Origin of the sequence: Oligoflexus sp., assembly GCF_035638955.1 — a bacterium.
Lineage (GTDB): Bacteria > Bdellovibrionota_B > Oligoflexia > Oligoflexales > Oligoflexaceae > Oligoflexus.
In genome coordinates this window covers 104,480-125,790 of sequence record NZ_DASQYZ010000013.1, presented here as the reverse complement: position 1 = coordinate 125,790, position 21,311 = coordinate 104,480, and the positions used below count along the sequence as shown (strand labels likewise).

The 21,311-nt window shown below is 53.6% G+C and carries 18 protein-coding genes; 11 read left to right on the top strand and 7 right to left on the bottom strand.

Annotated elements, in window-relative coordinates:
• Nucleotide 1: 1 nt before the first annotated feature.
• The gene (locus tag VE954_RS01295) at nt 2-358 is read right to left on the bottom strand and encodes a cytochrome c (RefSeq protein ID WP_324948834.1); all 357 of its coding nucleotides are present in this window, start codon (nt 356-358) and stop codon (nt 2-4) included.
• Between the two features lie 23 nt (nt 359-381).
• Nucleotides 382-1,137, bottom strand: a complete 756-nt coding sequence (locus VE954_RS01290; RefSeq protein ID WP_324948832.1) for a hypothetical protein — start codon at nt 1,135-1,137, stop codon at nt 382-384.
• 338 nt (nt 1,138-1,475) lie between these two features.
• Here VE954_RS01290 and VE954_RS01285 point away from each other — a divergent pair, with 338 nt between their 5' ends.
• The 3 genes from VE954_RS01285 (at nt 1,476) to VE954_RS01275 (ending at nt 7,266) form a co-directional block, all read left to right on the top strand.
• Nucleotides 1,476-2,174, top strand: a complete 699-nt coding sequence (locus VE954_RS01285) for a hypothetical protein (RefSeq protein ID WP_324948829.1) — start codon at nt 1,476-1,478, stop codon at nt 2,172-2,174.
• Between the two features lie 251 nt (nt 2,175-2,425).
• Nucleotides 2,426-3,538 carry a hypothetical protein gene (locus VE954_RS01280; RefSeq protein WP_324948827.1) on the top strand — a complete coding sequence of 371 codons (1,113 nt, stop codon included), beginning with the start codon at nt 2,426-2,428 and terminating at the stop codon, nt 3,536-3,538.
• A 38-nt stretch (nt 3,539-3,576) separates the two neighbouring features.
• Entirely contained in the window at nt 3,577-7,266 is a 3,690-nt protein-coding gene (locus VE954_RS01275; RefSeq protein ID WP_324948825.1) for a DUF1566 domain-containing protein, read from the top strand.
• Here VE954_RS01275 and VE954_RS01270 read toward each other — a convergent pair whose 3' ends face one another.
• A complete protein-coding gene (locus tag VE954_RS01270) occupies nt 7,267-8,946 on the bottom strand; it encodes a hypothetical protein (RefSeq protein WP_324948823.1) in 1,680 nt (559 codons plus the stop codon). It abuts the gene before it with no gap.
• Between the two features lie 116 nt (nt 8,947-9,062).
• On the opposite strand from VE954_RS01270, the gene VE954_RS01265 reads away from it, so the two are divergent.
• From VE954_RS01265 to VE954_RS01250, 4 genes are all read left to right on the top strand, one after another.
• On the top strand, nt 9,063-10,928 hold the full coding sequence (locus VE954_RS01265; protein WP_324948821.1) for a PP2C family protein-serine/threonine phosphatase: 1,866 nt from the start codon (nt 9,063-9,065) through the stop codon (nt 10,926-10,928).
• Nucleotides 10,925-12,433, top strand: a complete 1,509-nt coding sequence (locus tag VE954_RS01260; RefSeq protein ID WP_324948819.1) for a hypothetical protein — start codon at nt 10,925-10,927, stop codon at nt 12,431-12,433. Before VE954_RS01265 ends, VE954_RS01260 begins: the two co-directional genes overlap by 4 nt.
• Nucleotides 12,427-13,215 carry a hypothetical protein gene (locus VE954_RS01255; RefSeq protein WP_324948817.1) on the top strand — a complete coding sequence of 263 codons (789 nt, stop codon included), beginning with the start codon at nt 12,427-12,429 and terminating at the stop codon, nt 13,213-13,215. Before VE954_RS01260 ends, VE954_RS01255 begins: the two co-directional genes overlap by 7 nt.
• A 198-nt stretch (nt 13,216-13,413) precedes the next feature.
• Nucleotides 13,414-13,839 carry a hypothetical protein gene (locus tag VE954_RS01250; RefSeq protein WP_324948815.1) on the top strand — a complete coding sequence of 142 codons (426 nt, stop codon included), beginning with the start codon at nt 13,414-13,416 and terminating at the stop codon, nt 13,837-13,839.
• Between the two features lie 44 nt (nt 13,840-13,883).
• On the opposite strand, the gene VE954_RS01245 is transcribed toward VE954_RS01250, so the two are convergent.
• Nucleotides 13,884-15,035, bottom strand: a complete 1,152-nt coding sequence (locus VE954_RS01245) for an FAD-dependent monooxygenase (protein WP_324948813.1) — start codon at nt 15,033-15,035, stop codon at nt 13,884-13,886.
• A 163-nt stretch (nt 15,036-15,198) separates the two neighbouring features.
• On the opposite strand from VE954_RS01245, the gene map reads away from it, so the two are divergent.
• From map to VE954_RS01230, 3 genes are all read left to right on the top strand, one after another.
• Nucleotides 15,199-15,954, top strand: coding sequence for a type I methionyl aminopeptidase (gene map, locus VE954_RS01240; protein WP_324948811.1), 756 nt, complete (start codon nt 15,199-15,201; stop codon nt 15,952-15,954).
• A gap of 80 nt (nt 15,955-16,034) precedes the next feature.
• A complete protein-coding gene (locus tag VE954_RS01235) occupies nt 16,035-17,375 on the top strand; it encodes a phospholipase D family protein (RefSeq protein ID WP_324948809.1) in 1,341 nt (446 codons plus the stop codon).
• 11 nt (nt 17,376-17,386) lie between these two features.
• A complete protein-coding gene (locus VE954_RS01230; RefSeq protein ID WP_324948807.1) occupies nt 17,387-17,581 on the top strand; it encodes a hypothetical protein in 195 nt (64 codons plus the stop codon).
• Here the strand turns inward: VE954_RS01230 and VE954_RS01225 are convergent.
• Nucleotides 17,578-18,600: a diacylglycerol/lipid kinase family protein gene (locus VE954_RS01225; RefSeq protein ID WP_324948805.1), complete on the bottom strand. Its 1,023-nt coding sequence runs from the start codon at nt 18,598-18,600 to the stop codon at nt 17,578-17,580. The genes VE954_RS01230 and VE954_RS01225 overlap by 4 nt on opposite strands.
• Between VE954_RS01225 and VE954_RS01220 the strand changes: the two genes are divergently transcribed.
• A complete protein-coding gene (locus VE954_RS01220; protein ID WP_324948803.1) occupies nt 18,586-19,404 on the top strand; it encodes a metallophosphoesterase in 819 nt (272 codons plus the stop codon). The two genes, VE954_RS01225 and VE954_RS01220, sit on opposite strands and share 15 nt — an antisense overlap.
• A gap of 38 nt (nt 19,405-19,442) precedes the next feature.
• Here the strand turns inward: VE954_RS01220 and VE954_RS01215 are convergent, their stop codons facing one another.
• Together VE954_RS01215 and VE954_RS01210 are read right to left on the bottom strand one after the other, a co-directional pair.
• The gene (locus VE954_RS01215; RefSeq protein WP_324948801.1) at nt 19,443-19,859 is read right to left on the bottom strand and encodes a nuclear transport factor 2 family protein; all 417 of its coding nucleotides are present in this window, start codon (nt 19,857-19,859) and stop codon (nt 19,443-19,445) included.
• A gap of 14 nt (nt 19,860-19,873) precedes the next feature.
• Nucleotides 19,874-21,196 (bottom strand): hypothetical protein, encoded by a 1,323-nt coding sequence (locus tag VE954_RS01210; RefSeq protein ID WP_324948800.1) that lies wholly within the window; start codon nt 21,194-21,196, stop codon nt 19,874-19,876.
• Nucleotides 21,197-21,311: the final 115 nt, after the last annotated feature.

Below are 21,311 nucleotides of genomic sequence, written 5' to 3'. Positions count from 1 at the left end.
GTCAAGGTTTGGACCGGCCCTTACCTGGCGGAATTTTGCTGAGAGCACTGACGATGGAATTCACTTGTTCGTCATTAAGTTCCGGCAGGCTTTGCATATTCGGAATATCGAGCAGGGCGTTTTGAATGGCATCAAATGAGGCACGGGCCGCAGTCGAGAGACTCAGCGTCCCGTGACAGGACGCACATAATTTTTCGTAAAGGCCTTTGCCATCCAGAGATATCGCGTTGTCCTGGCTCGCCACCGGACGCACGACGGGAATAGGGGCTTTGGGTTCCACTCGACTCTGCTGACCGATCAGCGGCCCACAGGCGGCCGCGACATAACCAAACACAACGATAAGCAACTCTGCGCGCATACGGTCCCCTTGAATCCGATGTCTTAAGCAGACTGAGCTTCATCGATGGAACCAAGCTTGCCTTTCAGTTCATCCAATTCAGCATGGAGCTTCTCAAGGGATGCCTTCAGCATCTCATGCATCTTATCTTTTTCGGCCTGGACCACGGTCTGACAGGCATTCAATTCTTTTTCGATTTCCTGATTGGTGCTTTCGGCATCAAGGTCATCAGCTGGACCCTGGTTGGCAGAACGTCCCGTACCATCTTTAAGAGCCGTAGGTTCAGCTTCGGCTTCCGGTTTTCCCGCGTCGCCGCTCTTGGAACACGCTGCTTTGATCTTATCCCGCATGTCCTGCTGGGCCGTGCGTATCTCTTCCAGGGTCGCATGGATAGCCGTTTTAATTTGCTGTCCGAGGGCCTCCAGGCCAGCTTTCTTTTCCTCTTCGCTCACGGTGCCGTCCTTATTTTTATCCAAGGACGCTTTCAGCTCCGCACGAAGCTGATCCTTCATTTCTTTCCACTGAGCTTTAAAATCAGTCTTTTCCTGCTCACTCAGTATACCATCGCCATCCTTATCCGCCTTGGCCATAAGTTCCTTGCGAACGTCCGAGAGGGGACGAGCCTCGACGCCGAGGATTTCCTTCTGGACTTCGGCTGACAAACCGAAGTATGCGCTCTCGATATCAGCGGGAGCTTCCTCAGCGGCCTGGGTGGCTGCTGTCTTATTACAAGCAGTACCCCCGATCATGGCACTTACGGCAAGAGCGGCATGGATAACCAGATTAAGTTGTACTTTCATATTCCCCCCCTCCAGGATTTATTTTCGAAACCAGTACAAAATTTATCGGCAGCCAGCGGAGCAAATAAAATTTTTCCGCAGACGAGCATGAATACGACGTGTTGCGTGGGATCATTTTTTTCAGGGGCACGCAGCCCACGGTCAGCTTGTGACAAATCTTGAGACCTACACAGAACCAGGGTCTTTTAATCCATTTTTTTGTGTATAGATCGCTGCAATTAAATAGTCATAACATATTGTTTTTACATGATTTTGCAAGGCACGTTCAATGTTTACCTACATATACCGATAAGTTTTTTGTGTATGCATCAACGAACGTAATTTATAGAGGGGCGTCTATGATCCGCATCAACAGTCAGGTCTTGTTTGCTTTCTCCATTGGATGTTTTATCGCCTTTGCTCTGACTATGACTGGTTGTGGTGCGGAACAGCTGAATCTCCGTTCATTTGGTATTTCCAAGAAAGACAATAGCAATAATGATGCGGCTTCGCTGACAGGGAATGGCGCTCCATCGGGCAAGCATTTCAGCCTGAACCTGATCGGTGTTCCCAAAACCAAAACGGCGACGATTACCAGCGGCAACCGTATTTTCCTGCCTCTGGAAGGAACCGCAAGGGTCAATTTGAGCCAGGGCGCCTTCCAGGTGCTCGATGCGAACGGCACCGACGGAACTGCCGCATTTCAATTGCCAGCCCCTGATGCGGATGGTGACGGCATAACATCTTACTCTGTGTTTGCTCGCGCGCTGGGCAAGCCGAACGGTTCGATCAAAGCCAACACCTGCGCTTCTGATGTTGTCTCAGGCGAGTTGGTCTGCAGCCTGGAAACTCTGGTGCAGGTTCGCACCAAAGGCAAAAGCACCTTTTCCAACGTCTCGCGTGAACTCCTTTCAATCTCGGCTGACATCGATGGTGATGGTGATCTGGATCGCGTTCCCCTGTTCGATTCACGCCTGCAGGACTTCTTCTGGAACTTTGATAACCAGGGCCTGAAACTCCTTCAGTTGCGCTTTGTCGAAGTTCCTACCACGTTCTAAACAATAGAGACCGCTCGGTCATGGTCGCGGCTTCGTTAGCCGAAAGTCGCGATCGTGACCTAAATCATTGATACTTCAGTTAAATGAAATGACTGAAGTATTGCCCATCCCTCAAGATTTAAGGTTCAACACTCGATGAGGAATTGTGCGAATTTTATTGAACCCTTGAATCTTACGCCCTGGCTACACTTGGGATACGCCCCTTAGAGGAAATGTAACCCGACTTGCGAGCCGGAGGGGGCAGTTAAACGATGATGAAGGTTATAACAGTTCTATCCATCTTCGTTCTCAGCGCCTGCCAGGACAACGTAACCGTTGACGTCGTGGATCGCGCTGCCACTCAAACCACAGCTTATAAACCTGGAAGCAAAGTCGTCGTCGATTCCACTCGCGATGCTGAAACTCAAGGGACGTCATACCCCTTGGTTATGCTCGACGCGTCCGAAGTTTGCGAGGGTATCAAGTACTATAATCGAGACGGTATCCTCACCACGGGCGAACGCATATGCGACATGAATTCGTTAAATCTTTTACCCCAAAACATTCGTGCTGGTGTGATCATTGGCGGCGTTACCGGGGTCATGGTGCCTGCAGATACGACCTGTAGCAAAGACGGCGAAGTCGGTTGCGTCACGTCCGCCGATATGCCGGCCGCTTCAGCGCAAAACCTTGCAGCCAAGGTTATGGTCGGCCAAACCGTGGCCGGCATCTCGGGAACCGCAGCAGGTCAGACTTATAGTAACTGTACGACAGACGGCGCCACGAGCTGTGTGGCGACTGCAGCTTTCCCTGCAGCCATGGCCACCGGCTTAGCCTCAAAAGTTGCCGCGGGTCAGACGGTTGCAGGCGTTGTAGGAACGGCACCTGCAGAATCACATGCATTGTGTGCGGCCGATGGTGGGACATCCTGTGTGGTAAGTCTGCCTTATCGTGCGGCTCTTACTACGGGCCTGAGTGATAAGGTTCTTTCGGGTCAGACTGTAGCCGGAGTGAACGGTAACGTGACGCTTCCTGCAGCAGGTCTGGTTTACACAGGAACCAGCTTTGGTATCAATGGAAATAGCGCGATAGGAACCTTGACCTTGCCAACAGCTGCGAACGTTCGTAGCGGCAATGGTGCGTTTGGTGTCGCTGGCTCCAGTATTACTCCCACCCTGGCCAACTGCTCAACCGATGGAGGCGTAGGTTGTGTGGCTGTGGGACCGAATTTTGCGGCTGCTTTAACCACAGGGCTGGCGGCGAAGGTGGTTACGGGTCAATCCGTAGCTGGCATCTCGGGCTCCGCAGCCGCAGAAACACATAATAACTGTTCGGCAGATGGCGCGACCGGTTGCGTGGCAACCTCGACTTATACCGCTGCTTGACCGCAGGCCTTGCTCCGAAAATCGTTACAGGCAATACGGTGGCAGGCGTTGCTGGTTCGGCCACTGCAGAATCCCATAGTAACTGTGCGGCTGATGGTGATGTCGGATGTATCGCAACGGCTGCATACACAGCGGCTGCCACTGCTGCCCTGGCTCCCAAGATTGTCTCAGGTAACACGGTTGCCGGTATTGCGGGTTCAACTCTCTCGGAATCGCAAAACAACTGCTCGGCGGATGGTGCGACCGGTTGCGTGGCCACCTCCACTTATACAGCCGCGTTAACGACAGCCCTGGCTCCGAAGATTGTTTCTGGTAACACAGTAGCCGGCGTTGCTGGTTCTGCGACGGCCGAATCTCATAGCAGCTGTGCCGCAGACGGAGCCACAGGCTGCGTGGCGAATGCTTCCTTTACGGCAGCGGCTACGTCTGGTCTTGCACCAAAAATTGTAACAGGAAATACAGTGGCCGGAGTTAATGGCTCCGCTACAGCCGAATCGCATAACAACTGCTCGGCGGACGGAGCAACAGGCTGCGTCGCCACCTCCACTTATACGGCTGCGCTGACGACCGGTTTGGCGGCAAAAATTGTATCAGGTAACTCGGTTGCTGGAATCTCCGGAACAACCACAGCAGAATCCCATAGCAACTGTGCTGCAGATGGCGCCACAGGCTGTGTGGCTACAGCTTCTTACACAGCGGCCGCCACTTCCGGTCTAGCCCCCAAAATTGTATCGGGTAACACGGTGGCCGGTATCACCGGTTCAACCGCTGCTGAATCGCATAACAGCTGTACAGCGGATGGTGATATTGGTTGTGTAGCAACAGCAGCTTACAGAGCGGCAGCCACTGCTGGCCTGGCACCAAAAATTGTTTCCAGCAATACAGTAGCAGGGGTTACCGGTTCGGCTACCGCCGAGTCGCACAGTAATTGTGCAGCGGATGGAGCCACCAGTTGCGTCGCGACCGCTTCGTATACAGCGGCGGCCACATCGGGCCTGACACCCAAAGTTGTCTCAGGAAATACGGTCGCTGGCATAACCGGTTCAGCGACTGCGGAATCGCATAGCAACTGTTCCGCGGATGGCGCCACAGGTTGCGTGGCAACAGCGGCTTACACGGCGGCTGCCACCTCCGGTTTAGCTCCAAAAATAGTCTCGGGTAACACGGTTGCCGGTATTACCGGTTCAACCACTGCGGAATCCCACAACAGCTGTACAACAGACGGTGCAACAGGTTGCGTGGCAACTTCCACCTATGCTGCAGCTTTGACGACAGGCCTCGCACCGAAAGTTGTATCCGGCAATACGGTGGCCGGAATTTCGGGTTCGGCAACAGCAGAATCGCATAATAGTTGTACGACCGATGGATCCACGGGTTGCGTCGCGACCTCGACTTATACGGCTGCCCTCACAACAGGCTTGGCTGCAAAAATTGTATCCGGTAACACCGTTGCAGGTGTCCCTGGTTCGGCGACAGCTGAGTCCCACGGCAACTGTTCGGCTGATGGCACCACCGGTTGTGTTGCGACATCGACTTATACGGCGGCTTTGACCACAGGTTTGGCTTCCAAAGTTCTCTCGGGGCAAACTGTGGCCGGCACGGCTGGTAACGTAACTCTGCCTGCTACCAATGTCGTTTACACAGGAACAAGTTTTGGTGTCGCAGGCAACGGCAGCACAGGAACATTGACTTTGCCTTCTGCCGCGCAGGTTCGTACGGGTAACGGAGCGTTTGGTATCGGCGGCAGTGGCACGACACCAACTCTGGCTGATTGTGCCAGTGATGGTGCCGCAGGGTGTGTGGCAGTTGGGCCTCTGATGGTGGCTGCGGTGACCACAGGATTGGCTGCGAAAGTCGTTACAGGTCAAACCGTGGCAGGTGTTTCTGGTTCGGCTATTGCCGAATCTCATAGCAACTGCTCTGCAGATGGCGCAACGGGTTGCGTTGCCACTTCATCCTATACAGCTGCTGCTGTCAGTGGGCTGGCTCCTAAAATTGTAAGCGGTAACACAGTCGCTGGTATCCCTGGGTCTGCGACTGCAGAATCACACAGCAACTGTGCGGCGGATGGCGTCACCGGTTGCATCGCAACTTCTTCTTATACAGCTGCGGCCACTTCGGGTTTGGCGGCAAAAATTGTCAGTGGCAATACGGTCGCGGGTATCGCAGGATCCACCGCTGCCGAATCGCATAGCAGCTGTACGGCGGATGGATCCGTAGGTTGCGTGGCGACGTCTTCCTACACAGCAGCTGCAACAAGCGGCCTGGCTCCTAAAATTGTAAGTGGTTTCACAGTAGCGGGAATCGCTGGTTCGGCTACTGCAGAATCACACAGCAACTGTGCTGCGGATGGCGGCACCGGTTGTGTGGCAACGGCTTCGTACACAGCGGCAGCCACCTCGGGTCTTGGCAGCAAAGTTCTTTCCGGTCAAACCGTTGCCGGCATCGGTGGTAATATCACCTTGCCTTCGATCGGTAATGTCTTGAACGGTGTTACCTTCGGTGTCTCAAGCGGCAGCACAGGGACTTTGACATTGCCCACCGCTGGTAACGTTCGAATCGTGAACGGCACCTATGGTGTAAGTGGAACGGGTATAACACCTTCGCTTGCCGATTGCTCGACGAATAATGCGACCGGCTGCGTAACGACAAGCACTTATAAGTCGGCAGACTTTACGAACATAACCGCCGCGAATATTAAAAATGGTGTGGTGGCGGCAGGTGTCACGGGCGCCTATCCGTCTGCAACGTATGCCTTGGCTGGCAGTACAGCAACGGCAGATTTAACCCTGGCAACCTTCGATGCCAAAGTGAAGGCTGCAGCTTCATTCGAATGGTTTGACTCGACAGGTGCACTTCATACTGGGGCAGGCGATACGGATATTATCGCAACAAATATTGCAGGAACGGCGACGATCTTTGGGACGACTGGTTCGATTGCGAACTGTACTGGAGATGGCCTGACCGGATGTTTGACAACAAACACCTATAAGTCGGTGGATACATCCGCGATCTCGGCTTGGGATATACGGTATGGAAAATCTGCTGGCGGTCTCAGTGGCCAGGTCCGCGCCGTTTGCCAGAATCGCATCAATTCCACCCATTATAACCAGGATGGAACAGTCAATGACAATGCTGGCAGCTCTGGCACAATCCTTGATGTCTGGGATACGATCGATAACTGGAATAAAAATCAGGCGACTTTACCACAAACTTATATGCCCGGATGGGGAGCGGAAAGCGTTTGTGATGCCTCGGCTAACATTTGGGCTGATTTTACCAGTGATGGAACATGTAATTCAGACGCCGATGATTGTATTTTCTATAATCGCATGACCCAACAGTACTGGTCTGAATCTTACCCGACGACAGGCGCAGCCCCAAATAATAACGGCGCCACATGGTCGGCTGCCGTAGCTCGGTGCGATTCTCTGAGCTTTGGCGGTTTCACAGACTGGCGACTGCCAACTCAGCATGACCTGCAGACTGCCTCGCTACACGGTATCCGTGACATCTACTTTAAGGGTGGAACAGCTGGGACGAGTTCAAATAACAGTTACTTTGCTCCTGATATAGACGGCAATTACGTATGGTCATCGACAACTGGATCTGCAGATACGACTATGGCTTGGCGCGTGTTCCTTGCAGATGGTACGACTATGTACGGCGGCAAAGCCCAACAATCAGCTGGCGGTTACACAAATACGGTCATTTGTGTGCGTGAATGATCAGTTTTTGTTGTAAAGAATATCCACCTGCATGCCCATGAAATAGGGGTCGAAGTTTCGGATAAAGGCCCGCGCTGCGGAATGTGTCTTGACGAGATTTCGATCCAGCTTCAAAACGCGATCGCCTCGTACATAATAGAGTTCACCACCGCGGCTGGCTTCCTTGTTCAAATCAAAGGAGCCCTTGCCGCCAAGGAAGGCCTGAAAAGACCCCCGATAAACCAGATCGGGGCGCAGCCTCTTAACCAATCCCTTGATATAGCGTTCGTCCGTCATATCCATGGTCGCCACAATACTTTTCCCACGCACGAAATGAACCGGCGCCAATTGCGAAGCCGCCTGCAGGGGTTGAACGGTGAAGGCTCTCGCTCCTCGCACATAGCCTTCCAATTCCGTGAGCATCAAGGGTTCAATCAGGTGTAACCCAATATCTGACTTCGCCAACGCCGGAGTACGGATCCATTGATCAGTGGGCTCCACAAACCTCCACCCATCCAGTTGCAACGTCACCGGTTGCCGATTCTGTAAGCTATGCAGCGAGACCCCGACTTTCCATTCGGACAAGCGTATTTCTTCACTGTCATCTCCGCGCCGTACGAGCCCGCTTTCCACGATCAGGCTCAAGCCATCCAAATCTCTCTGTGGCAGGATACTTTGCAGTTCACGCAAATAAAAGAAAATCCCCAGCGAACCAGGCTCACGCTTTACGACGACACTTTTTTTCGAGCCACGAACACTGATACGCAGAATGGTTTGCCAACGTTCAGGATTGAACACTGCCTTGGGTTGTCCCAGCGGCAGCACCAAAGGAATTTCCAAAGACTCCTCGATGGACTCAACCGACCAAAAACTCAGCTGGGAATCCTTGAGGCGCGGCAAAACCAATTCCTCGGCCGGCTCTTTGACCAACGGCAGAACATCCGGTTCGGGCGTGATTTCCATAACCTCAGGTTCAGGGACGGGGACCGGCACCATCTTCTTCACCGGCGGCACAGGCAAAGGCACGGGCTCAGCCACCACATCAGGTAAAACCTCGATCGGCGCCGGCAAAGGCGCTTCCTGAATCGAATCATCGAGCTGCTGATCCACGGTCGCTCTATCGCTGTCATCCAGTCGAGCCAGGCTGATGGCGCCCTTGGCATTCTGGACGCGAACGGTTTCCGGCTTGGAGGCTTCCGCTCCGGCATTCGCCTGCAGACGGAACTGACCTTCGAGTCGGGACAGGTCCACACTGTATCGATTGGTCTGAATGGTGATGGGTTTGGCGGCAGGTTTGCGTTTTTCCTTCACCGCTTCCACTTTTTTATCAATGTCCCGAATATCCTCGGTCTGAATTTCCAGCCCGCCTTTGATCAGCGAGATGGTCATGCCGGGGATTACGGTTTGAGCCTGAACTTTGATTTGGGTATCTTCGGGCAGGACGATGGTGTCACCGTTTTCGAGCTGCAGTTCCGCACGGCTGTTGGCACCGGTCGCAATCGCGTCCAGTGCGAGCAAATGACTTCCGACCCGAGCCGAGGTCCAGGTAAAGCTGCCCGCCGGTCGAATATGAACATTGCCCTGAATGCTGGCAACGTTAGCCAAAGCCCCTTGCTTATACTCCACCTGATTCGGCCAGACGATCCAGGCGATGGAGAGGGTCATGGCCAAGAGCCAAATCATCAACATGCTACGGGGCATGATGCGTCCTCCCGTTCTCTGTATCGGTAAGAATTGCAGGGTCTGAAGGTATTCAGGATTTTCTTTCTCTTTCCGATGAAGCAGGTAGGAACATCAGGATTATTATGACATTCGGAATGCGACAAAGCTTCGGCGCTAAAATTTTTGTCTTCACCATCGTGCTCGTACTTTTGGTGGTCGGTTCAATCACGTTTAAAAACGGCCAGGCCTTGCGGGAAAACCTCAATCGTCAGTACCAGAGCAGCCTTATCGATGGCACGCAGCTGCTGGGCGAGAAGATTTTTAGCCTTCTGACCCGCTGGGACAACCGCCTCAGCTACCTTGTCCAGTCCGTCCTGACCTTGCCTGAAAAAACTCGTGGTGAAATGATCGACGCCTTCCTTGTCAGTGAAGAGGGTGCACAAAGCCTGCAGATTTTCCGATTGAACAAAACCGGTGAACTGACCACGCTCGTGGAGCGAGTGAACCCCGAATATCCCGCCTTGGGTGGTCCGATCTGGAAAAAGGCCCTCGGCAGCAATGAAGTTCGTATCCTGCATCATCCGCAGATTACCGACGAGGCCGTCCTGATTCGACGATTGGCCATTCGGGGCGCCGACGAAATGGTTTTAGTCGTCCTGAGTTTCGAATTGCGGGTCATTCCCCTGGCGTCATCGGCAGATCGAAAAATTCAAAGTTACCTGCTGGACGAGAGTTTTCGCGACCTGGTCAGCCGGAAAACCTACCGGACCATCGTGCCGGTGAAAAGTTTTGCGAACAAGGCTCAGAAGCTCATGCAGGGTGATTTAGGGGCCGGTTATCTGGGTGAATTGAAAACCAGTCAGGGCAACTTTTTCGTAGCTTACCATCATATCCCAGGCTATCCCATGCAGCTCGTCACGCATCAGGATACTTCGTCGATCGACGAAGCCATTCGTAGCTTCTTGTGGGATATGCTGCGCTGGACAGTTTTGTTTGTCCTGCTCGCCATCTTTGTCTCATCCACGATTATACGCAACCTCCTGACCAACCTGCGGGAACTGTATGCAGCCACGCAGCGTCTCGGTTCGGGCGATTTCGAACACAACGTCAGCGTAAGGTCCCAGGATGAGCTAGGGCAGCTCTCCGCTGCGTTCAACCTGATGACCCGCAAAATTGTAAACCTGCTGGCCGCAGAGCACGAAAAAGCTCGATTGGACCAGGAACTGTCGGTCGCCCAGTCGGTGCAGAATACCTTTTTTAAGGAAAACACCATCCGCAACCGCCAGCTGCTGGTCACAAGCTTCTATCAACCGGCTTCGGAATGCGGCGGGGATTGGTGGGGTCACTATCCCTTGGGATCCAACAGGGAATTGATCGTCATCGGTGATGCCACAGGTCATGGCGTCCCTGCGGCTCTGGTGACCGCGATCGCCTACGCGACGACTCATATCCTTTCGGAACAGATCATGGCGGGTGCGTTTCCTGCCAAGGATCCAGCCGAGATTCTGCGATCCCTGAACACGCTTTTGTATCAAACCCTGCGTGGTAAGCTCTGTATGAGCTTCCTGGCTCTGCTGATCGATAGCGAAAACCGCACATTGACCTTCTCCAATGCCGGTCATCCTTATCCCGTTCTGATTCCGGCCAACACCAAGGATACCCGTCTGGGCCCCAACCCGAAGGTGCCCTACCGCCACCTTCTCCAGAAGCGTAAATCCTCCTGTATTCTGGGTCTGGAAAAAGACTCCGTTTTCTATAATGAGACGGTGAACCTGCTCCCAGGTGACAAGATCATTCTCTATACAGATGGTCTGACGGAATTGGAAAACGCGGAAGGCAAGCAGTGGGGCGCGCGTCCCATGAAACTCTTTCTGCAGGCCCATGCCCACGAGGATCCGTTTACTCTTTGCAAATCACTGATGAACAACGCGATCACATTTAACAAAAAGGCCAAGGTCTTTGACGATGACCTGACCCTTTTGATTATCGAGTTCAAACAGGAAGAGATAATGGCTGCATGAGATGTCTTTGGCTCATACTGTTGTTCATTGCGCTGCCTGGGCATGCTGCCGAGGACGTTCTGACCCTTGATGCCATAACTCAAAAGGCCTACATTCGCCTGCAGAACGCCGATAAAATCTTAAGTGGCGAAACCAGCCAGGCGCAGTGGCTCCGCCTCTGCCAGGGTTTGGGCCAAAATCTTCTGGTCAATAACAGCTCGCCGGGCTTCCTGGCCGAATACATCTGCCAGCGGGACATTCAGGAACCTGAAACAGCCGAAGACGTTCCCTGGCGCATTACTTTTACGGCTCGCCCCAAATTTATCGACATTGATATTCAGTTTCAGGCCAAGGGTCGATGGATTCCCGTCCAGACCTTTAGTTTTCATCTGGACGGTGAATTCCTGGAGGATCTGCAAAAGGCCAGCGTGCTCCGCTTCCTCTCCCGTCTGATTGTGGAAAGCCTGCCGACGGGTTGGGTCTATACCCATACGGCAGTCGGCAAGAATCTTGAACTCATCATGCATCCGGATATGCCCCTGCTTCCAGAAGAACTCCTGATCTACGAACTGAACTACATGCCGGCCAAGAACCTGTGGATGCCCAAGCTCAAAGCCCGCCTGGGTCGCAAGCAGCAGTTTCGGAATCTGGAGCAAGGCCGTGCGGAAAGCTTTGAATGGAAGCGCACTTATTCCCCCCTGCGTGAGGGAGAACGCTATTGGATCCAAAACAGCAAGGGACGCAATCAAAGGCAGGCGGAATACGAAAAGAAGATCAATGGTGAAACCCAGGGCTTTTCGCTCCTGAATCTTTTGGATCGCATGCTCTTTGAAAGTTTCTCCTCCAATTACGCTGGCCTGCGTTACGGTCACTCCTTTGTTCAGGGTGAATCGGTGATCACCGAGACGTCGCTCCTTTCCCTGCTTCTGGAAATGCGTAGCGGACCGCTGGCCGGATTGCGTTTGTACTATGACCTGACCCCAAGAGCCGAAAAAGAACACAACGGCCTGGTCGAATTTTTTGAAATGAGCCGTACCTCGCTGGGCTGGTCCTGGGAATTTACCCCGCCCGACGCATGGGACGGCTTGATTTCGCGCATCGATGTGCAGCCCAAGATTGGTCTTCTCAGCTTTCAATCTGAGCTGGCGGTGCAGGATAGCGTCGGGGAATACCAACTGACCGCCTTTGAGGCCCGCCGTGTTCTGAATCTTAATGTCGAACTGGGACTGGAAAAAGAATCGCTTTGGCTACGCAATCGGCTCTGGGCCTCTTATAGTTCGGCCAAGGCCAGCATTGTTAAATCCAATGGCGTGTCCGTGACCAGTGCACGTATTGGAGTCGATGCCTATATCGATCTCATGAAAGAACGAAATTGGGACCTCAAAGCCCTCGCCTTTGGTTACGCCGAACGCCTATCGCTGGAACGCGATCCCAAATCCATCGCCGCTGCAGACAGTGACCTGGCCATTCGTCAGTTCGGCTTCAATCTGCTCTACGTCGGGGGAGGGATAACTGTCTCATGGTAAGACTTCTCTTCATCCTTGCTCTTTTGGGCCTGATGCGGCAAGCGCGGGCTGATGACATTGCAGATCCCATGACCTGGTGGAACCAACTGTCGGAGTCTGTCTGGCAGCAGCCCACGCTCTTGCGCAACATCACGATCCGCACCGGGAATGCCACCAAAGCCCGCCGCTGGGATAAAACCATGGCGGATTTTTCAGGTCTGGGTTTTGTTCAGTATGTTCCTATCGAAGATATGGATTTCATGCGCCGCTTGAATCCTAAAGAAGACCTGTCCGAGTTGCCCAACGACCTGCTGCTCGATCCTGATCTGCTGCAGATGGTGCTGGTGGACCGGGGCACGAAGATGTCGGTCCTTTCCAACACCAGCAAGCATTATAAATCCCTTGGTTCTTGGCCTTTGTCGGCCCAGGATCGCAAAAATTCTTCCACTATGCTGACCTGGATGTCGCGTAATCTCGGTTACGATGCGGTGGTCCTGGATGCCCGTGATGGTTTGATCCTGGCTGGTCTTTTGAAAAATACCAGCGAACTGGGTCAGGGTCTTTTGGTCAAACAGAGTGCCAAGCGCTGGGTGATCAAGGAATCCAATACCCGCGGTGAAGCTCTGCTGCAGATGCTCAAGACCAATGGCTCCTTGGCCGTTTTTGAGGTGCTGCTGGCCAAAGGCAAAACCCTTGAGGTGGAAAAGGGCTCCAAGATTTTACTGGGGCAGAATAATAATTGGATGAAAATCATGCAGCCGGATGCTGCATCAAAGACCAAAACCACCTCGCCTGAACCGTAAGAACGGACATCTGTCCCGCCCGTCTCGGCCTGGTCATGCCGTGTGCAGACTCCAGGACAATGTCCAGGAACATGAACAAGTCCATCCCAATAATACCAGACCAGCCAGCTGCAGTCGGTGATCCGCGCGGCACCCGCAATGGCACTTTCTTTGCACTGCGCGAGGAGCGAAATACATTCCAATGATCGGGAGTCTCCTATGAAATCTCTGCTATCAGCAACTGTGTTGCTTGTCCTGGGTTCCACCGCTCACGCCGTCAGCAATGGTCCCCTTCCCCACTATGTGATGAACTATGGCTGTGGCCCGGAAGACAGGATACCGCAGGCATGCGCCAGTGAATCGGAAACCAAAAACTATTGCACAGGCTTCAAGCATCTTGTCGAGAATATCTCGAACGCCGGCAATCATATCGCTGCCAAGGATTATGTCGTCTGGTGCTGGACCATTCTGGAAGATTGGACGCAGTGCCGTATTCCTTCACCCAAACTGCAGACCCAGTGTTTGAACTACGCTAAAGACCTGGCCGCTCCGGCCACTGAAGGCAGCTGCCAGGCCCTGGGTTTTGAAGTCGCAAGGCAAATGTATCAGGATGATATCAAACTCAAGTGCCCAGCCACGGAATAAGCAGTCCCGCCCCAACAAGACAGGCCGTTCCTATCCGGCGGCCTTTAGGACCCTTCCGACAATCCGACTTCGGGCTTGTCAATGCGGGCCAGTGTCGCCTGCTGGATCCTGGCCGGCATATGCTTCACAGTCAGATCACGCAGCGTCTGCAGCCAGGGTCTTTTAATGTGACACATCGATTGAAACGACCACGATTGCCGTACGATCCATAAGGCTTTGCTCTGCCGAGCCGCCTGATACGATTGCAATGCGATGGGCTCAAGTCCAAATTTTTTCAGTGCCACACCGAGTGCCCAGGCGTCTTCAAGGGCTTGAGCCGCACCTTGTCCAAGATTGGGAGTGGTGGCATGAGCGGCATCGCCCATCAGCGCCACGCGACCTTGCACCCAATGGGTCGTCGGTTGAATATCACTGATATCGGTCTGAATAATGCGGGCAAGATCTGTGCGCTCGACTATCGCCTTATATTCAGGAAACGCGGCCATCAGCTGCAGGGCGTGAACCTTGCCTGCCTCAGGCGTTCTTGTTTCGTGCGGCGGCGCATCGAAGGTCAGATACCAATAAATATCGTGGCTATTGATATGAGCATAGCCGAAGCGACAACCGGGCCCCCAGATCTCGCCTCCAACATGGGGATCGCTTAACAAGCCCGGAGCTGCCGCAATACCACGATAACTGCTGGTTCCGGAATAGCGCAAGGTCACCGGCGGAAAAAATTGCGTTCGCACCTGCGAGCGCAAGCCATCCGCTCCGATCAGAAGCCGTGCGGAGAGTATCACGCCGTCGCGCAACATGACCCGCACCCGATCGCCCTCTTCATGCATGGACTCGATGCCAACACCGAATCGCAACACCTCAAGTCCCAGATCACGCGCCAGCAGTTTCTGCAATTCTGCACGATGAATGGCCAGAACCGTTTTATCCTTCATGTTCATTGAGGATAAAACACCACTGCGGGTGGATACGAGGTCGACGCGATGCATAATCCAGCCCAGGGGCAACAGATCAGGCAGCAAATGAATTTCACGCAAGGCTGCCAGGGCATTGGGAGCCAACTGTAAACCAGCGCCCACTTCGCTCAGCCCCGCGCTGCGTTCCAAAACACAGACACGAAATCCCACCTGACGCAAAAAGTGAGCGCAGCTCAGGCCGCCAATCCCCCCGCCTACCAGGATCACATCCCATTCCTGGACCATGCCGCTTCCTTTCGTTCTCCAAAAACACCAGTTTATCCTGAAGCTTGGCCCTTGGCCACCAGCAATACGCCAGGGGCTGAAGCTCCACGTGCACCGCCCTTAAAAAAGGAGTATCATCCCCGCATCTGCTTGTACTTTGGACAACACAAAGGACCTGAAATTTATGACCATTGAAACTTTCGAGGAATTGGAAGGTTTGAAACGCATTGGCAAGATCGTCGCCAACTGCCTGCAGCACATGGCACGCAGAATGGAGCCAGGCATGACCACGCGTGAATTGGATGACATCGGGCGAGATTTTCTCGCGGCCCATGGCGCACGCTCGGCACCACTCGTCACGTATAAATTTCCAGGCAGCACCTGTATCTCGGTGAATCATGAAATCGCTCATGGCATTCCAGGTGACAAGGTGCTGGAAGCCCGCGATCTGGTCAATATCGATGTGTCGGCGGAACTGGATGGTCTGTTCGCGGATACAGGCGGCAGCTTTATGATCCCACCGGAAACCAAAACCAAACGTCAACTCTGCGAAGCCACGCGCGAAGCCCTTGAGGAAGCGATCAAAGTCGCCCGCGCGGGCCAACCGATTCGTGCCATTGGAGCAGCGATTGAAGCCACAGCCAAACGCCGTCGGCTGACTATCATCCGCAATCTCGGCAGTCACGGCGTCGGCCGCGCCTTGCACGAAGACCCGGAATTTATAGCGCCGTTCTTTGATGCCAAGGATAAAAGAATTTTGAAAGAGAACATGGTGATTACCATTGAACCGTTTCTTTCCAATGGTGCCCATCATGCTGAAGATGGCGACGACGGCTGGACACTGCTCACCCACCCCCGCTTTGTCACAGCTCAGTTTGAGCACACCATGGTGATCACCAAGGGTGCTCCGATCATCGTGACCATTCCCGACGCTGTTTAAAACCTGACCATTCCCGGCCCACTCTTTGCAAAGTGGGTGTTTGTTCGGCAATGAACGCCGACTTCACCGGGAACGTCACCATGCTTGTGTCTATGTTGCTGGCTTTGCTCATGGCCCCTTTCGTCCTGTCGGGCTGTGCCGCACATGCGCTCGGCTCACGACAGAACGCCCCCGTTTCTACTGCCCTGCCGGCGCCTGAGACGTCGCCGCTTGTCAATCTCGTGCAAGCGAAAGCGAAATTTTATCCCAACGAATCGGGATTTTATCCCTTGATCGACGGCGAGACAGCCCTGCGAGCCAGAACTGCCTTGGCCGACACGGCCGTGCGTTCGCTTGATGTTCAGTACTATATTTGGCGCAATGACCAAACCGGACGCCTTATTCTCTCGCGCATTTTGGATGCCGCTGAGCGAGGTGTTCGGGTTCGCATCCTCATCGATGACATCCACAAAGGAGAAGATCGCAGCCTTTTGAAGGCTTTGGATCGACATCCTTTGGTGGAAATTCGGTTATTTAACCCGGCCAGCACGGGCAGCCAGGGTCTAGGCATGATCACGCGTGGCATGGAAATGGTACTCGACTATGGACGCCTGACCCATCGCATGCACAACAAACTTTATCTGGTCGATAGCAGCCTTTTGATAGTCGGCGGGCGCAATATCGGCAACGAATATTTTGATCTGAACGACGAAAAAAACTTTCGAGATCTGGATGTTCTGGTCGCTGGACCCGCCGCGAAACGATTTGGTAAAGTCTTCGACACCTACTGGAACGCCGAGGCGTCCGTGCCGGTCAATGAACCGGGAGAGAATCTGAAAGGCCGGGATTCGCTCGATTGGGCAGCCTTAAGGAAACAGTTTGACGCCGCGGCTGAAGATCAGATGGTCCTCCCTGTTTTGGAACCGGAAAAGTCCTATCCCTGGCTGGTCACTCGGGTCAACCGTATGATCTGGGCGCCTTATCGTATTCTGGCGGCTTCACCTGACATTGTTCACGATGATGAAGCGGAAACCTTTGGGGACCAGTTACTCAAGCTTCCTGAGCCGGAAACGGAGCTGCTGCTGGAAACGGCCTATTTCATCCCCTCACGGGCTTTGGTTCGAAAATTCAGGGAATGGCGCAAAAAAGGGGTGAAGACTCGAATCCTGACCAATTCCATGCGATCCAACGATGTGCTGGCGGCGCATGCTGGTTACGCCAAACACCGCGAGGATGTGCTGACGGCAGGCGCAGATCTCTATGAATGGCGGAGTGATAACCAACCTGCGAAGTCGAAACACAAAAAAGGCGTCCTGGCCAGTCGCGCGAACCTTCACACCAAAGCTTATGTCATTGATCGTGAATATTCGTTTGTGGGCAGCTATAACCTGGATCCACGATCATCAAAAGCCGGGAGTTCGCCAACCTGCTCGTCGGCATGATTGAAAACGGGATGCAACCCACCAATAGCTGGCACGTTAAGCTGCGCTGTGAAGGATCGGAATGTGACAATGAGGACGAGAAACTGCTGTGGCAAGGACAGAGAAAAAATACACCGGTCAGCTTTCAAGAAGAACCGGACAGCAGTTTCTGGCAGAGGGTAAAAGTCAAAATGATCGGCTGGCTGCCGATCGATGAGGCTCTTTAATTTAAGGTCGCGCGAGCATCCTGAGGCATCAAAACGCCCAGGCCGTGCTTGGCCACTCGGAATTCAAAAAAGCCCGTACCGATTTCCTCGCCATCAGCCCGAATCGGCAAATGACTGGGCCCTTTGATGGATGCTTTCTCGCGAACGAAAGCATATTCCTTCATAGGATGATGCGGCTTATGGGTCACAAAAGCCCATAAAAGAGAGAAATAGTGCCGGAACGTGCGCGCCCGGATAATGCAGATTTCGATCAAACCGTCGGATGTGCTGATATTCTCGCCCCAGCGCAATCCCGTGGCCCCCATGGATCCCGCGTTGGTGACCATGATGGTTGACGCCCGGCGCATGAATTTTTTACCGTCGACATCCAGTTCGAAGGTCCAGATGCGTTCCTGAAACATGAGCTTGAACGTATTCCAGATATAGGCGATGCGACCAAATCTTTTTTTCGCATGCTGAGGCGTCTGCGTGGTGATCCAGGAATAGGTCCCGACACTGATGTGACACAGAAAAGCCTTGTTGCCCACCATGACCACATCCACAGGTTCCAGAGCGCCGCCTTCCAACACGAGGTCAACCGCGTCTTCAATTCCCTTGGGAATCAGATGCTCGGCTGCAAACACGTTGGCCGTTCCCGAGGGAACAACACCGAAAACCTTATTCAGCCGAAAGGCTTCGGTGGCCACAGCCGCCAGGGTTCCATCGCCGCCGGCGGCTACAAAAACTTCAGCGCCGTTGCGGTCGGCCTGGTCCAAAATGCTTTTCAGATCATCCTTGGGCTGCAGGATATGAAACTCCACCGCCTTGCCGAGTTTTTGAGCTTTTTCCAGAGCGTAGGTCTGCAGCTTCTCGACATTGGCGCTACCTGACGCGGGATTGAGCACAAAAAAATACCGGCGAAATGCCTGACCGGGATTCCCAGTTTGGGTCCAGGAGTTGCATTCCTCGTCCTGAGTCCGCAAACGCGGAAGAACAGGTGGAACGAATTGATTGTAGGAGACTTCATGCGGCTCATTCATGTATCTGATCTCCACTTTGGCCCCCATTATTCAGATTGGGTTGGGGAGCAGCTGCTGGAAGCGCTTGCAAGGCTCAGGCCAGACGGTCTGATCATTACAGGCGATTTGACACAGAGGGCCAGAGAAGAAGAATTTGTCGCGGCGGCCGCTTTTTTAAAGAAGGCCCGGACACTGACGCCCAAGGTCGTGGTTTGTCCGGGCAATCATGATATTGCGCTCTACCGTTTTTGGGAGCGAATGTTGATCCCTTTTGCTCGCTATCGGAGGCATATTCATCCCCAGCTGGACACAGTGGAACATATACCCGGCGCGACGATTGTGGCACTGAACAGCGTTCGACCTTATACGCGGCTGGTTCAAGGCCGTCTGAGCCGATCGCAACTGGAATTGTGCCGACAGGCCTTTGCCAAGGCGCCAGAGAATGATTTTCGCATCATGGCACTGCATCATCCGATTGGCATGATGGATCAGGGCTTTCATCACCCCTCGCTGGACACGGATTGGCAGGACGTCTGCGGCGGGATTCGTCTCGATATTGTCCTGACGGGACATGTGCATCAGGCCGCCGTCGTTCCATTGAAACCCACACCCTGTTCATCACCCTTGGTTCTGATCAGCTGTGGAACAACGACATCCAATCGCGGACGTGGTGACGAAGAGTCACGGAACCATTTTCACGTTCTGGAAGGAAACGACGAAGGATTGCATCTGGAAAGTTACCGCGTCGAAACCAAGGGCGGTTTTCACGCGTTTGCAAACTATAATTTTCCTCGTCGTCAGGGTTTGTTTGCCCTGACCCAATAGTTCCATTCCAGCGCCTTTCCATGGGAAGGCGCCGCTCTTCAGGAATGCGCGGCCCGGTTTTTGAGCCAGCCCACCAGGCCACCGATAATCGGCAGTTTTTCATAGAACATGGCGCTCAGATCGAAGTAATCGCGATGGTAATAGACCATGCCATCGGCATACTTGATATGAGAAACGCCATCGACATTAAACGGCTTGCCTTCATTCAATTTATCGGCCGTGACGCGCATGGTCCAGGCCAGCATATGCGAGTCGCCTTCCTGCAGATGCTCGCCAAAAGCAAACTGAACATCCTCGGCGCCTTCATACATCTTTTCATAATGATGGATCAGCTGCTCGCGGCCTTGGAGTGCCACCAGGGGATCGCGGAACTGAATATCCTCCCGATAGAACTGAGGGACAAGAGTCGCGATATTATCAGCATTGGCGGTTTGAAAAAAACGTTCGATCTGCATCGGAGCATCCATGATTAAAAGGCCTTGCGGCTCGTGTAAAGAGTACTGAAATCACGAATCAAAGGACAGGTGGAATCCCAGCTGCCTTGCCCCGGACAGATGACATCAAAACTGATTTGATTCTTCAGCGCCTCAGGTGCTGCGATCGAGAGATTCCAAAACCCAAGGCCTGCAAGCTTTGTGCCCTGGGCCACCCGGAAGGTAGCCGCATAGAAAACATCGCGGTCGTCCCAACCCTGCGCGGAATTGCGGACGATTTGCCGACCGAATTCACCCAAATACAGCGGCTTTTGCAGATTGGCCTTGCGCATGACTTCCACGTGCGACTGCACCCAGGCCTGAATGAAAGTGGGACCGTCCTGCTGATCGACCGCGAACCAGTTATAAGGCCAGGCATGGAAGGAGCAGACATCAATCATCGGCTGCTGACAGTCCTCAAGAAAGTAACTGCCTTCGGGCACAAGGTTCTCGATTTCCACCACTTGCGTCAACGGATTGGTCCGCCGACCTTGGTGAAACCGCGAGGCCTGAAACGGATATTGATCGTAATTGAAGGCGGCAAGACTATCCGAGGAAGGCACATAATCCTTCAGAAAGCCCTCGCTCCCCGTACCGACCAGGTGATGAGGATCCCAGCGTTTGATGACACCCGCCGCCCAATTCAACCAGCCGCTGACGGTCTGGCCCGTAATATCCGATCGGCCCCGTGCTTCATTGATCGGCTCCCAGATCAGTATCGTCGGATCATCTTTATAGGCGATACCGGTCAGGTGATTCACCCGTTCCACCATATGTTGGACAATGTCCTGATAAACCGCGCGAGCTGCTTCCGATCGATAAAAATCTTCCCGATCAAAAAAAGGCTTCTGCTCTGGAGGCAGGCCGGCCCATTCCCCCAATTTATTGATGCCGCCATATTCATCCCAGTAATTGGCCAAGGGCATGATCAAGCGAATCTGCAGATCGCGGGCCCGTTTCAGCACGTAATCGAGTTGCTGCCAGGCTTCCTCAGGATACTCAAGTTTCGGTGGAAAAATACCCGGCTGGCGATTGTAAACCAGGCAACGCTTCGGATCCGCGGGCGCGTCACAGTTCGCAAACGCAAAAATACGTAAGGCATTGACCTCGAGTTTTTGCAGAGACGCAAACTGCTGGTCCGCGGCCATACGGGAATCCAGCATGCTGTAGCTATTCGCCGCGAAAAAAACATAAGGCTCGCCGTCGACCCGAAGTTCGCTTCCGTCGGCATAAACGAATCCCTTGGGGCGCGCCGTTTGTGCTTGAAGGTCGAGCGTGGACAAAAGAAATAAAAACCAGCAGTAAATCCTGAAGTGCATCGTCCCATCCTTGTGCTGCCAGGGGTTTCATACCCCATGCTCCGGGTCTAGCATCGGCCTGGAAGGATGTCGATGGGTGTTAGCATGTACAGCCTGGCGTCCCCCCAACAACCCT